13 protein-coding genes, 1 tRNA gene and 1 pseudogene are annotated in these 13,021 nt (G+C 64.6%); 3 read left to right on the forward strand and 12 right to left on the reverse strand.

Annotated elements, in window-relative coordinates; translation table 11 throughout:
* Positions 1 to 43: 43 nt before the first annotated feature.
* A complete protein-coding gene (locus tag VE759_RS08380) occupies positions 44 to 226 on the reverse strand; it encodes a hypothetical protein (RefSeq protein WP_324930227.1) in 183 nt (60 codons plus the stop codon).
* Between the two features lie 172 nt (positions 227 to 398).
* Positions 399 to 2,273: an alkyl/aryl-sulfatase gene (locus VE759_RS08385; protein ID WP_324930231.1), complete on the reverse strand. Its 1,875-nt coding sequence runs from the start codon at positions 2,271 to 2,273 to the stop codon at positions 399 to 401.
* Between the two features lie 86 nt (positions 2,274 to 2,359).
* On the opposite strand from VE759_RS08385, the gene VE759_RS08390 reads away from it, so the two are divergent.
* A complete protein-coding gene (locus VE759_RS08390; protein ID WP_324930234.1) occupies positions 2,360 to 2,734 on the forward strand; it encodes a DUF1622 domain-containing protein in 375 nt (124 codons plus the stop codon).
* 12 nt (positions 2,735 to 2,746) lie between these two features.
* Here the strand turns inward: VE759_RS08390 and VE759_RS08395 are convergent, their stop codons facing one another.
* From VE759_RS08395 to VE759_RS08430, 8 genes are all read right to left on the reverse strand, one after another.
* Positions 2,747 to 3,244 carry a metallophosphoesterase gene (locus VE759_RS08395; RefSeq protein WP_324930238.1) on the reverse strand — a complete coding sequence of 166 codons (498 nt, stop codon included), beginning with the start codon at positions 3,242 to 3,244 and terminating at the stop codon, positions 2,747 to 2,749.
* Positions 3,245 to 3,286: 42 nt separating this feature from the next.
* Positions 3,287 to 3,703 carry an archease gene (locus VE759_RS08400; RefSeq protein WP_324930241.1) on the reverse strand — a complete coding sequence of 139 codons (417 nt, stop codon included), beginning with the start codon at positions 3,701 to 3,703 and terminating at the stop codon, positions 3,287 to 3,289.
* A gap of 2 nt (positions 3,704 to 3,705) precedes the next feature.
* Positions 3,706 to 5,121 (reverse strand): RtcB family protein, encoded by a 1,416-nt coding sequence (locus VE759_RS08405; protein ID WP_324930244.1) that lies wholly within the window; start codon positions 5,119 to 5,121, stop codon positions 3,706 to 3,708.
* 122 nt (positions 5,122 to 5,243) lie between these two features.
* Positions 5,244 to 6,071 (reverse strand): Crp/Fnr family transcriptional regulator, encoded by an 828-nt coding sequence (locus VE759_RS08410; protein WP_324930247.1) that lies wholly within the window; start codon positions 6,069 to 6,071, stop codon positions 5,244 to 5,246.
* A gap of 238 nt (positions 6,072 to 6,309) precedes the next feature.
* The gene (locus VE759_RS08415; protein ID WP_324930250.1) at positions 6,310 to 6,480 is read right to left on the reverse strand and encodes a hypothetical protein; all 171 of its coding nucleotides are present in this window, start codon (positions 6,478 to 6,480) and stop codon (positions 6,310 to 6,312) included.
* 407 nt (positions 6,481 to 6,887) lie between these two features.
* Positions 6,888 to 8,009 (reverse strand): glycosyltransferase family 2 protein, encoded by a 1,122-nt coding sequence (locus tag VE759_RS08420; protein ID WP_324930253.1) that lies wholly within the window; start codon positions 8,007 to 8,009, stop codon positions 6,888 to 6,890.
* Positions 8,010 to 8,050: 41 nt separating this feature from the next.
* On the reverse strand, positions 8,051 to 8,323 hold the full coding sequence (locus tag VE759_RS08425; protein WP_324930256.1) for a hypothetical protein: 273 nt from the start codon (positions 8,321 to 8,323) through the stop codon (positions 8,051 to 8,053).
* Positions 8,324 to 8,490: 167 nt separating this feature from the next.
* Positions 8,491 to 9,975 (reverse strand): PqqD family peptide modification chaperone, encoded by a 1,485-nt coding sequence (locus VE759_RS08430; protein ID WP_324930258.1) that lies wholly within the window; start codon positions 9,973 to 9,975, stop codon positions 8,491 to 8,493.
* A gap of 53 nt (positions 9,976 to 10,028) precedes the next feature.
* On the opposite strand from VE759_RS08430, the gene VE759_RS08435 reads away from it, so the two are divergent.
* Together VE759_RS08435 and VE759_RS08440 are read left to right on the forward strand one after the other, a co-directional pair.
* The gene (locus tag VE759_RS08435; RefSeq protein WP_324930261.1) at positions 10,029 to 11,153 is read left to right on the forward strand and encodes a glycosyltransferase; all 1,125 of its coding nucleotides are present in this window, start codon (positions 10,029 to 10,031) and stop codon (positions 11,151 to 11,153) included.
* A 190-nt stretch (positions 11,154 to 11,343) separates the two neighbouring features.
* Positions 11,344 to 12,549, forward strand: a complete 1,206-nt coding sequence (locus VE759_RS08440; protein ID WP_324930264.1) for an IS481 family transposase — start codon at positions 11,344 to 11,346, stop codon at positions 12,547 to 12,549.
* 25 nt (positions 12,550 to 12,574) lie between these two features.
* Here the strand turns inward: VE759_RS08440 and VE759_RS08445 are convergent.
* Together VE759_RS08445 and VE759_RS22875 are read right to left on the reverse strand one after the other, a co-directional pair.
* Positions 12,575 to 12,647, reverse strand: a tRNA-Ala gene (locus VE759_RS08445).
* Positions 12,648 to 12,901: 254 nt separating this feature from the next.
* A pseudogene (locus VE759_RS22875) lies at positions 12,902 to 13,021 on the reverse strand (hypothetical protein); the annotation flags it as partial.

The following is a 13,021-nucleotide window of genomic DNA, read 5'->3' on the forward strand; positions in this document are numbered from 1 at the left end:
CAGGGGCGCCAGGAATCGCCGATGACCCCTTGATCGTGACAACTCATCGCTGCCCGAGGTGGTGCGAATGGGTTTTGATGACGAGACCGTGCATTACTTCCCTCGTCTTGGTCTGCCACGATTCGTGCTCCGGATCGCCGACTACCACGAGGCAGACGACTGTGCCGATGGCCGCCACGATCACGGCGGCCCGTGTCGACCAGCGTTCCCAGAACCCCTTCCTCACCGGCTGAGACCGTCCGGCGAGTCTCCGTGCACGCCCATGGCTAGAGTCTGTCGGGTGCGGGCTGTGCGCGAGCTGAGAATCAGCTAATCCCTCGGGCACTTGTTGCTCGAGCAAACGACGGTCCACCGATCGCGCCATACGCTGTGCCAATTTACCTGCCCCATCCGCCCGATTAGGGCACGACGATGTTGAAGCGTGGATCCGGTCTGTCCAGAACGCCGAGCAGGGTATCAAGGGCGCCTCGGTCGCCGGTGATATCGATGCCGGGCGACGTGTTGTCGCCCGCGGCGAAGGCCAGCAATCGAACCTTGGTGGCGAGTTCCACCGTCGCGTTCGCCGAGGACTCGTCGGCGGGTCGCTTGCGGTGGATCAGCACACCGTTGCGCAGGGTCAATCGATAGTTGGTGTCGATGTCACTGAATCTCACATCGATCGCCAGATCCAGATCCCAAGCGCGGGGCCCGTTTACGTTGATCGCGAGACTGTCGAACATCTGCTCGACAGACAGCTGCGACAGTACCGACAACGACGCCGCTTGTGTCGCGGTTCCGAAGTTGCCCTCCGTCAGCTCGGTCGCACCGGACAGGTAGAAGTTGCGCCACGTCGCGTTTTCTGCACCATAGGCCAGCTGTTCCAGCGTGTCGGCGTACAGCTCGCGAGCGGCGGGGTGCTCCGGGTCGGCGAAGACGGCATGGTCCAGCAGCGTTGCCGCCCAACGGAAATCGCCGTCATCGAACGCCGCCTTGGCAATCTCCACGACGCGGTCCACGCCGCCGATGGCGTCGACGTACCTGGTGGCCAGCGCCTCCGGCGGGTGCGGCCACAGCCGCGCCGGATTCCCGTCGAACCAGCCCATGTAGCGCTGATAGATGGCCTTGATGTTGTGGCTGACCGACCCGTAATAGCCATGCGTATGCCAGGCCTTGTCCAAGGCCGGCGGCATCTGCAACCGCTCGGCGATCTCCGCGCCGGTGTGGCCCTGGTTGAGTAACCGCAGGGTCTGGTCGTGCAGATACGCGTACATGTCCCGCTGCAAGGACAAGAACTCGACGATGCGATCCGATCCCCACGTCGGCCAATGATGCGACGCGAACGCCACGTCGGCGCGGTCGCAGAACCGCTCGATCGCCTCGCTCAAATACCCCGACCAGACGTGCGGGTCCCGCACCAGCGCGCCGCGCAGCGTCAACAAGTTGTGCAGGTTGTGCGTCGCGTTCTCGGCGATGCACAACGCGCGGTATCTCGGGAAGTAAAAGTGCATCTCGGCCGGCGCCTCCGTGCCTGGCGCCATCTGAAACTCGATCTCGATGCCGTCGATGCTGTGCTTTTCGCCTGTTTCGCGGATGTCGACGGTAGGGCTGATCACCGCGACTTGGCCCATCGATGTGGCCTGGCCCAGGCCACATCCGACTTGGCCGCGCGGTCCTCGCGCCAGCAAGGTGCCGTACATATACGTCGCGCGCCGCGTCATTGCCGTTCCGGCATAGACGTTTTCCTGCACGGCGTGCTCGACGAACCCTTCCGGCGCCAGGACCGCAACCTTGCCCGCTTCGACGTCGGCAGGCGACGCCACGCCCAACACCCCGCCGAAGTGATCGACGTGACTATGCGTGTAGATGACGGCGACGACGGGCCTGTCGCCGCGATGACCGCGGTACATCGCCAACGCCGCCGCGGCCACTTCCGTCGAGATGAGCGGATCGATCACGATGACGCCGCTTTCGCTCTCAACGAACGTGATGTTGGAGAGGTCCAGCCCCCGCACCTGGTAGATGCCTTCCACCACCTCGTAGAGACCCTGCTTGGCGGCCAGCATCGACTGGCGCCACAAGCTGGGATGTACCGACGTCGGCGCGTCGCCGGTGAGGAACGCGTAGCTGTCGTTGTCCCAGACCACCCGCCCGTCGGCGGTCCGGACGACGCACGGCTGCTTGGCCGTGATGAATCCACGATCGGTGTCGTCGAAATCGCGCGTGTCGGCGAAGGGCAGCGTCGCGATGTGGTCCTTGTGCGCGCGTTCGATGACGGCGGTCGGCGGCTTCTGCATGACGCCGACAGTGCCATTAGTTCCCGGCCTGCACAGGGATTTCGCGAGACGGCCTTTGACAAGGCACCCGGCAGTAGCATGCGCAGATGACGTTCGTCGAGATCGTCGAAACAATCGGCAAGGCGATCGACACAGTCGGCGTTGCGGTGATCGTCCTCGGTGCGGTGTACGCCGCAATCGCCCCCGTCGTGCGACGCCGTGGCCAACAGGGCGATGCCTACGAACTCTTCCGGCGGCAGCTCGGTCGCTCGATCCTTCTCGGTCTGGAGTTTCTGGTCGCGGCCGACATCATCCGAACCGTCGCCGTCACCCCGACCGGCGAGAGCGTTGCCGTGCTGGGCGGCATCGTGCTGATACGCACGTTCCTGAGCTTCTCGCTTCAGGTGGAGATGACCGGCTCATGGCCGTGGCAGAAGCGGCCCGCCCAAGCCGCACCGCCCGCTGAGGCATCCGGCGGCTAGCGCGCACCGGCCCTAGCGTTCGAGGCGATGCAGCACGACACTTTCGACGACGCCGTCGTTGACTGTCGCGGTCATGTACGTGCAGAACGGCTGCCGGCGCCGGTCCGTCGGCGAACCGGGGTTCAGCAACCTCAGCCCGCTCTCCGCTGTCATATCCCACGGAATGTGGCTGTGTCCGAACACCAGCACGTCGGTGTCCGGATAGAGGCGCGACATTCTGGCCGACCGGCCCGCCGCGTCGCCGGTTTCATGCACGACGGTGAATCGCACCCCACCAAGCGTCGCGTCCGCGCGCTCGGGTAGCCGGGCACGCAGCGGCGGACCGTCGTTGTTTCCCCAACACGCAACCAACCGCGCGGACCTGCTCTCCAGTTCGTCGAGCAGCGACACGTCCACCCAGTCGCCGGCGTGCAGCACGGCGTCGGCCCGGCCGACCTCGTCCCACACCCGGGCGGGCAGGTCCCTCGCCCGTTTCGGAACATGTGTGTCGGCCAGCAGCAGCAGCTTCACACTGCCCTCACATTGACAAGGTATCGCGGCCGCTCCGGATCATTAGACGTCGATCGTCGCACGGCACCGCCACGTGTCGCCGGTCTGGTTGAATTCGAGCCCTGACAACGTGACGGCCTTTGGCGCCGCGCCGATCACCTCGACGTCATCGATCGACGCGACGGGCATCCGCAGCCGCAACACATTCGGGCCAACGTCGACATCGGCGCCGAGCGGTACCAATCCCTGGGTGTCGAGCACGTAGATGACCTCGTCCAACACGCCAACCAGACGGTCGCGGTCGTTCGACACGGTCACATCGGACACCACGGTCCGTGCCACTGGTGCACCCGTGGTGTCGGCAAAACTTCCGACCAGTCCCAGCACCGCCTCAGCGAGGCAGTCGCTGCGCGTCGGGCCCCACGCTTCGACAATCACGTCGGCGGGATGCGGCACCGTGCGGTGCCCACGCTCCGGCACCGTCAACCCTTCACCACGCCCAACGGCACCAGACGGGCCACCACGCGGCAGAGGCCCGCCCGCTCGGCGACCGCGACGACCTCGGCGACATCCTTGTATGCCGACGGCGCCTCTTCGGCCAGACCTCGGCGCGACGCGCCCCTGACCAGAATGCCTTGCTTGCGTTCGAGCTGATCGCGCAGCACCTTCGGGCTCACCGACCGCGCCGCCTGATGCCTGCTGAGCCGCCGCCCGGCGCCGTGGCATGTCGAGTGGAACGCGCCGCCACCGCGCACACCGGTCAGCACGTAGGACTCGGTGCCCATCGAGCCGGGTATCAGCACCGGCTGGCCCGATTCGGCCAAGTCCGGCGGCAGCTCAGGATGGCCCGGCGGCAAGGCCCGGGTCGCACCCTTGCGGTGCACACACAGCTCGCGCAGTTCGCCGTCGACTTCGTGCCGTTCAATCTTGGCAAGGTTGTGCGAGACGTCGTACACCAGCTCCAGGCCGCGTCGGGTGATCGACCGGAACACCGCCGCGGCGGCCGATCCCAGCAGCTGCCGGTTGGCGCGCGCATAGTTGGCGGCCGCGGCCATCGCGTCGACATATGCGCGGCCCTCGTCCGAATCGACTGGGACGCAGGCCAACTGGCGGTCTGGAACGTCGATGTGGTGACGCGACATGGCCTGCTCCATGGCCCGCACGTGTTCGGAACAGATCTGGTGGCCGAGACCCCTTGAGCCACAATGGATCATCACGCATACCTGGCCGGCGCGCAGTCCGAACGCCTCGGCCACCGGCTCGTCGAATACCTCAGCGACCTCCTGCACCTCGAGAAAGTGGTTGCCCGACCCCAGGCTGCCGAGCTGATTCATCCCGCGCGCACGCGCACGCTCGCTGACCGCAGCGGGGTCGGCGTCGCCGACCGCGCCGCCGTCCTCGCACCTGTCCAGATCCCGCCGCGTCCCGTCGCCGTGCTGCACCAGGTATCCAGCGCCGTCGGCGAGCACCTTGTCCAACTCGTCGGGCTTGATCTCCGGCCGCACCGCTCCCGGCCCGGCGCCGCGCGGAATCCGACGACTCAACTCGTCCATGATTTTGGTGCCGACGCCGGCGAACTCGGCACGGTCGAGGTCCGCTGCCAGCAGGCGCACGCCGCAGGAGATGTCGAATCCGACGCCGCCAGGAGAAATCACCCCGCCCCGCCGCACGTCGGTGGCCGCCACACCACCGATCGGGAAGCCGTATCCCAGATGGATGTCGGGCATCGCATACGACGCGTCGACGATGCCGGGCAGTGTGGCGACGTTCGCCACCTGCTTGACCACCGCATCGTCATCGGTCAGCAGCGACCGCGACGCGAAGATCACGCCCGGCACCTTCATGTCGCCGAACGGCTCGATCCGGAAACGAAACGGCGATTCGCAGATCAACTCCACACCGTGGTGCCTACCCCACCGGGGCACCATTAACCAGGCGATTACCGGATGCCCCCAAACGGAGCGAATCGGCTACCCGGTGGAAGCCGTGTCGCAGCGGAGCCACGGAACGGCGACGTCCGCTATCGCGCGCGCCTGGCGAGTCGTTCGGAGTCGGCGATCAGCGTGCTTTTGCCCTCCAGCCGGATCCAGCCGCGGTGGGCGAAGTCGGCCAGCGCCTTGTTCACCGTTTCCCGCGACGCCCCGACCAGCTGAGCGATCTCTTCCTGAGTCAGGTCGTGGGAGACCCGCAACGCGCCGCCTTCCCGCGTGCCGAACTTCCGCGCAAGGTAAAGCAGCTGCTTGGCCACCCGCCCGGGAACGTCGGTGAAGATCAGATCGGTCAAATTGTTGTTGGTGCGCCGCAGACGGCGCGCCAGCACACGCAGCAGTCGCTCGCCAATCTCCGGGCGGTCGGAGATCCACTCCCGCAACGCGGCGCGATCCATCGATACCGCACGGACTTCGGTGATCGTCGTGGCGCTCGAGGTGCGCGGCCCCGGGTCGAAGATCGACAACTCGCCGAACATGTCCGACGGCCCCATGATGGTGAGCAGGTTCTCGCGGCCGTCGGCGGAGCGGCGGCCGATCTTGACCTTTCCCGAAATGATGATGTAGAGCCGGTCACCGGGCTCCCCCTCGGCGAACAGCGTGTGCCCGCGCGGGAAGTCGACCGGCTGCAGTTGCTTGGTCAGCGCGGATACTGCGGTGGGTTCGACGCCCTGGAACAGGGCCGCCCTGGCCAGAATCTCATCGACGTTGCCCCGCCGCTGCCATATGAGCCGACGATCGACGTGATCGCGGTCCAAGCCCTCGAGCGTGTCCGTCGGTGGCCGCCGGTCCTGCCGCGAGGCATCGAATCCGCGTTGCGGAACCAAGTCGGCCTCAAACAATGCCGGGTCAGTGCGCATCTGAATACTCCGATCAAGGCGGGTGGGGCCCGCATCGTCATCGGTACGGTCTCGGCGTGCGCCGATGTACGTTCCACACTTGTCGGTTGACCAGCGGGTGTCGACACCGCTGACGGCCCATTGAGGTTCCCGCTAGCCGGTATCTGGGACTACCTGCCAGCTGCAATCCCGGGTTGCCGCCCCGCGTCCTCGGCTCCCGACAAGGGGTTAGTGCGCCCAAATATGAAGGTCTTGTAGATCAGCACCAATTGACGTCGACATCATTCCCGCCGTCGTTCACGTGCACGTGGCAATCGGCCAGCACCTGCGACGAACCGACGGCAGATGGCGACATCACCGCAAACGAGGCCAATCCGACGGTCGCTACGGCCAATCCGGTGGCGGCCGACACGGCAATTCGCTTCTTCATTTCCGCCTCTTCTCCTCAATCTTGTTGCTGCCGGAGTTAATACGGCACCAACAATCAAAACCATCACGGGCGGCACATCTATCCCGGCGGACGTCGACTCGGCCCCGCATTGTGACGCAGCCGGTGCTGGCCGGGCGGCGTGGGCGGGCGCACACCGGGCGGTCCGATCAGCCGGACACACGAAAGCTGTTCGACGGGGGACCCAGTCGGGTAGTCGGGCGCCCAGAGCGCCGATCACCGCAGGTCCCGGCCGCCTAAGCGCAGCTAAACCAATGTTCTGAGAGACCGCCCGAAGGATTCGAACCCCGCGAGTTCTCTGCTTTCTGGGGGCTTTGAGCAGCAAGTTTTCCGGACCTAAACGATCGGAAGTTGGCCGTGGAACACGCATCCGAACAAGAGAGCTCGGTTTAGTTGGCACTCGACGGGCTGGACCAACGACGGCTGCGCGCCTGCGCCAGGATCCTCTTGGCACGATAGGCGATCGCCCCTGGCGATGACGCTTCGGCGGTGGCGAAATCCTGGGCAGCGGCGGCGTATTCGCCCAGCTGGAACCGCGCCATGCCGCGGACGTGGTAGGCCCATTCCGAGGTGATCTTCGCGTTCATGCCCAGGCCCTGATAGGACATCTCCTCAACCGGCACATCGAGGACGGCGTCGATATGTGTGATGACTTCATCCCACGCGCGCCGCGAGAGCGCGTCGAGGGCACATGACCATCGGATGACCGTGTTCCTGGGCAGCAGCCCGACTGCTTCGGCGACGAGTGGCGCGTCGGGTCGGTGCGTCACGGCATTACTCAGGATCAGATCGGCGTAGATCAGCGAATCCGACGGGTCTTGGAGACCTTTGCGCCGGATGATCTCAAGGCCCTTGTTATAGGCGCTGCGCGCCTCATCCGTTTCGCCGCGGTCGTCATGGATCCTGCCGATGTGATCCCACAGGTAGGTTCGGTCCGGGCTGTCCACCAGCTGGGCTTGAAGCAACGGAAGGTTGCGGGCGTGCTTAACGGACTGGTCGCCCTCATAGCCGTCGTGCTGCAGTCGCCAATCGAGAATTCCGACCGTCTTTCCCTCTGTTAGGCAGACGGTATCGATGGCCGGGACTACCGATTCGTGTATTACGCCATGGAAGCGCAGGTCAGGGCGGTTCCGCCAGACGCGGTATTCCATATACGGGGTGAACCCGGGCCGCTGGGTGAAGCTCAGCCGCCACGCGACGTGGTCGCCGGGACCGTTTAGGGCAGTCTCGATTGCCGCGCGCGTGCCGAACTCGAGATACTCGTCGGCATCAATGTAGAGCACGGTCGGCGCACGTACGGCATCGAGCGCGCAGTTGCGCGCGGCCGAGAAGTTGCCATCCCACGGCCGATGCAGGACAACGGCGCCGAAGCTCTCGGCTATCGCGACTGTGTCATCCGTTGAGCCGGTGTCGACGATGACGATCTCGTCGACGACGTCACGGATACTCGATAGGCAACGGCCGAGTCGCTCCTGCTCGTTTTTGACGATCAGCGCGGCGCTGATCAGCACAGGTCAAAATTCCCGAGTTGGACGAGACTTCAAATCCGGTCTTACCAACCGCCCCCGGTCTGGTTGGCGGAACCGCCTCTGTGGCGGTCGAAGAAGCCGCGGTCGAAGAAGCCGTGGCCGAAGTCGTGGCCGAAGTCGTGGTCGAAGAAGCCGTGGCGGGGCTGGTTGCCCGAAGTAGCGCGGTAGTCGGCGGGAGGTTCGCTGATTCCGCTCATTGTGAACGTCGTGATGACTGGCAGCGCGAATCCGAACCGCGCCGCGTTCTTGAGGAACGCGCGGCGGGCCAGGTGCGTTGACTCTGGCTTCTCGTCCATAGCCACTCCTAAGAAGTTTGCGTGTTTGCTCACAGCAGCCTATCAGGAGCGCGCTGTCAGCACTCCGATTTCACACCCGAGGAACGAATTGGTCCCCCCCACCTGCCTTGCGGCGTGCATCGACGCTGATCTGCGGAGATATCCACATCACCCGAGGCGGCACGGCATCAAGCGGTGACCAGTTTGCGCGCCACGAAATCCGCAACGCATTCCATGACCTCCTTCACCGGAGCCGCAGGCAGTTCGTACAACGCCTGGATCTGCGCGGCGATCTCGGCGATGGTGAGGGCTCCGGTGCAGTGGTCGAATACCGCGGTCGCTGTGTGGTTGAGGTAGTGAACCTCATTGAGGGCAGCGTTGTAGATAACGACGCCATCCTCGGCCTCGTTGACCTCAAGCGCGGGAACGACCCTAGGGGCAGCGGTTACGTCAGGTCTTGCGGTCATCGCGGTTATCGTAGGACGACGGGCCGACTGCATCGCAAGAAGCGACCGGCTGATCAACTCCGCGCCGATTCGCGCCACCACTTCGTCGCTATAGCGTTCGCGAACGAGATCAAACGCCGTGCTAACCCGCTGTCCGGCCGCCGGCTGTTCGGAGGCGGACTTCAGCGCCGTGGCGAATTCGCGTGCCGACGTCGCGCTCAGAAAGTGAATGCCAGGTTCAGCCTCGATGCCCTCGGCGCCTTTCGGAGTTGACACGACCGGACGACGGTGGGCGAACGCTTCAAGCACCTTGATACGGCTACCCGATCCGGTGAACAGGGGGACCGCGACAATGTCCGCATCGGCATACAACGGCCCGACCTCTGGGACAGCGCCGGTCACCCGCACCCGCGGACCAGCGAGTCTGCTCACTCTCATGTCACACGCGCCGGCAAGCGTTATTCGGAATTGCGGCGGTAACTGCGGAAGCACCTCGTGGACAAGCCAGAACGCCGCCTCGACATTGGGCGAGTAGGTGAAATTCGCCAGGAACATGACTCGGCTGGACCCGGGTGGCTGAACGTAGGTGTCGGGTAGCTCCACACAGTTCGGCCAACGCTCAGCGCTGATTCCATACCTCGCCGTCAGCCGGGCGACGACATCGTCGGATGCACCGGTCACCACGGCGGCCCGCGGGAACGTCAGCTCGGCGACACGTCCGGCCGCGGCGGCGAGTTCATGTTCGCCGCGCTCGTCGTGGAAGGTCACGTCGTCGTCATCGGAATCGATGAACAACTCGCACCCGAGTTGTTCGGCGATCGCGCAACCCAGAAATGTCAGCCCCAATCGCCCGACGATTACACCGTCAATCGACGTGTCCGATATGCGTGCGACGATTTCCCCGGCGGCATCCGGAGAGACGCGCTGCACCAGTGGATGGAGCGGCCTCGCGAGCTCGAACCAGCGTCGCCATATCGGATTCCGCAGCCATGCGACGGCGGCCCGATCGCTGCGGCCAAGTCTCGCGGACAGGTCGCCAAGCACGGTCAGTCCGATACACTCCGGAGTCGGAAAGCCTGATTCACCCGCTATCGGCACCACCACGAGCACGACATCGGCCACCCGCAATGCCGCCGACGTCAACGACCACATCCTCATCGCGAGGCCATTACCGGTGGGCCCCGGAGCAATCGGGGTCAACACCAGCACCCGAGGACGTCGTGACACCTCACTTGCCTACCACGGCCGCTCCGGCGTCCGATCACGCGAACCTCCCGCAGGTGCTCTACGTGTCGGATTCCGCCGAAAGCGGATACGCGGTTGCCAGTCGGCGGTTGATGCTCGCGCTGGAGAAAATCGGCTGCCCAATACGGTGGCGGGCGATGCAGTGGTACCCGCATGACCCGCTGTTACCCGATGAAACGGCTCCATATCTACCCCTGCAACGCCTCCGCACAGTCGATATTGAGCCCGATGTCGTGATCGCCCATGCGCCCCCGGAATTTGTCCCGGCGCTATTGCATCTGCGGACGCTCGCGGCGCCGCTGGTCCTTCACACCGTCTGGGAGCACGAGGTCCTTCCGCCCCATTGGCCTGCGTTGGTCAATCAATGCGACGGCGTGATCGTGCCAACCCGATGGAACGCGACGGCGTTTCGAAATTGTGGAGTCACCACTCCGATCATCGTGATTCCCCATGTCCATAACGACGACAATGACCCTGCCGACACCAGTCTGATAGATCCCCTTCGTTATCCGGGGCAACTGTTGGTGCATTCGATCGCCGCGTGGACACGTCGAAAGACACCGTTCAAGTCGGTCGAAGCGTACGCGCGCGCATTCGGGCCGGCAGATGAGACGCTGATGATCCTGCGGACATCGGAATTCGTCGATGCGGAGCTTCCGATAGCGGAAGGCCCCGACCGCCGGCGCTACCAAACGTCGTGGGTGGTGGCTCAGACGCTCCACCGGAATGCACCGGCACCACGCCTGCACCTGATCACTGACCGAATCTCGTTCGCCGAGATCGCGGGTATGCACGCAAGTAGTGATGTGTGGATATCGTTACCGCGTTCGGAGGGATGGGATCTCGGCTGTTTCGATGCGGCCGTCGCTGGTTGCCCCGTTATTACAACCGGTTTCGGCGGACCGCTGGAGTACCTCGACCCCAAGCTGTGCCATCTCATTCCCGGCAAGACCGTTGATTGTGACTGGCTCCCGGGTGCAACCTGGCTGGAGCCCGACGTCGACGCCGCGGTCGAAGCGCTCCGGGCGGTACGTAATGATCCCGCCGCAGCACGACAGGCCGCCCACAAGCAAGCTGACCGGCTCCGAGCCAGGTACGCGCCCGAGTTGGTTGCCCGAGATTTCGTCACCGGCCTCCGATCGGCAGGGCTAATCCGCTGATGTGGAATGCCGATAGCTCGTAGTCTGCGACCAGCTGTAACGCCCAGGTCAACCGAGGCTTCTGTTGGCGCGCCTCACAGAGCGCGCCCGAAGGTGTCTGAGTCCATGACATAGGTGACAGATGAGTCGCGTCATGGGTTACAGCTGCAGGATTGTTGATGAGTCGCGTCATAGGTGACAGTCCTGATGGATGTCGAAAGCACGGGTTGCGGTCCTTCATGTTGTCAGTGGTCAGCTCAACATCACCGCGGCCGCCAGAACCTACGGTTTTTCCCGCCAGCATTTACACCGGCTGCTCAAGCGGTACCGCGAAGGCGGCCTAGACGCCGTCGATGCCCGGTCGCGGCGCCCGGCCAGCAACCCGCGGGCAGTCACCGACGAGGTGATCGCCGCCATCGTGCAGCTGCGCGAAAAACTGACCGACGACGGCCTCGACGCCGGGCCGCTGACCCTGCAATGGCAGCTATCTCAGGCCGGGCTGCCGGTGCCCTCAACGTCAACGATCCGGCGCATCCTGCACCACCACGGGCTGATCACGCCGCAGCCGCGCAAGCGCCCCCGCAGTTCCTATCACCGGTTTGAAGCCGCCCAACCCAACCAATGCTGGCAATCCGACTTCACCCACTGGCAATTGGCCGACGGCACCGAGGTCGAAATCCTCAACTGGCTCGATGATCACTCCCGATACCTGTTGGCCGCCACCGCCTACCAACGCGTGGCCGGACCCGACGTGGTCGCCAGCTTCATCAACACCGTCAACACCTATGGGCTACCAGCGTCCACCTTGACCGACAACGGCGCGGTCTACACCGCACGATTCACCCACGGCCACAACGAATTCGAACTACTCCTACACACCCTGGGCGTCGCCCAGAAGAACGGCCACCCCGGCCACCCCCAAACCCAAGGCAAAATCGAACGCTTCCACCAAACCCTCAAACGCTGGCTGACCCCACGACCGAAACCAACCGACCTCACCGACCTGCAAACCCAACTCGACACCTTCCGCGGCATCTACAACACCCAACGCACCCACCGCGCCCTACCGCCACACACCACCCCCGCACAGGCCTACACCGCTCTACCCAAAACCGCCCCACCCGGCATCGAACCCAACGAGCACTTCCGCATCCGCCACGACACGGTCGACCAGTGCGGCAAACTCACCCTGCGCCACGCCAGCCGCCTGCACCACCTCGGCATCGGCATCGCCCACGCCGGCACCAAAGTCCTCATCCTCGTCACCGCCACCACCGTCACCGTCATCACCCAACAGACCAACCAGCTCATCGCCAGCCATCACGTCAACCCCGACCACAACTACTGGCGCAACCAACAAAAACGCCCCGGCCGATGGCCAGGGCGATCTGTAACCGATGACGCGACTCATATGTAACCCATGACTCGACTCATCACAAGGGTGGAGCTAAGGGGATTCGAACCCCTGACCTACTCGATGCGAACGAGTCGCGCTACCAACTGCGCCATAGCCCCTTGGTCGGTAGCACAGGCTACCAGTCTGCGCGGGACGCTCGAAACTTCCAGTCTGCGAGCGACGCGAACGACCAATCTGCGAGCGACGCCCGAAACCTTCCAGCCTGTAGGCGACGCCCAAAACTTTCAGTCTGCCGTCGACATGCGGCCGACGCCCGAAACGTGGAAGTCTGCGGGCGACGTGCGGCCGACCCCCAAAACTTCGAAGTCTGCGCGCGACGCCCGAACTACCGGCCGGCGACCCTGAAACGTCGCTACTGCCCCGCGGCCTTCGGCAACTGGTAGCCCATTGGCCCCGGCGTGTAGTCGAGGTGCTCGAAAATCGGATCCTCGTCGTCGATTTCCAGCACCACCGCGCCGGGTCGACGCAGCCG

Source organism: Mycobacterium sp. (genome assembly GCF_035640695.1).
Taxonomy (GTDB): domain Bacteria; phylum Actinomycetota; class Actinomycetes; order Mycobacteriales; family Mycobacteriaceae; genus Mycobacterium.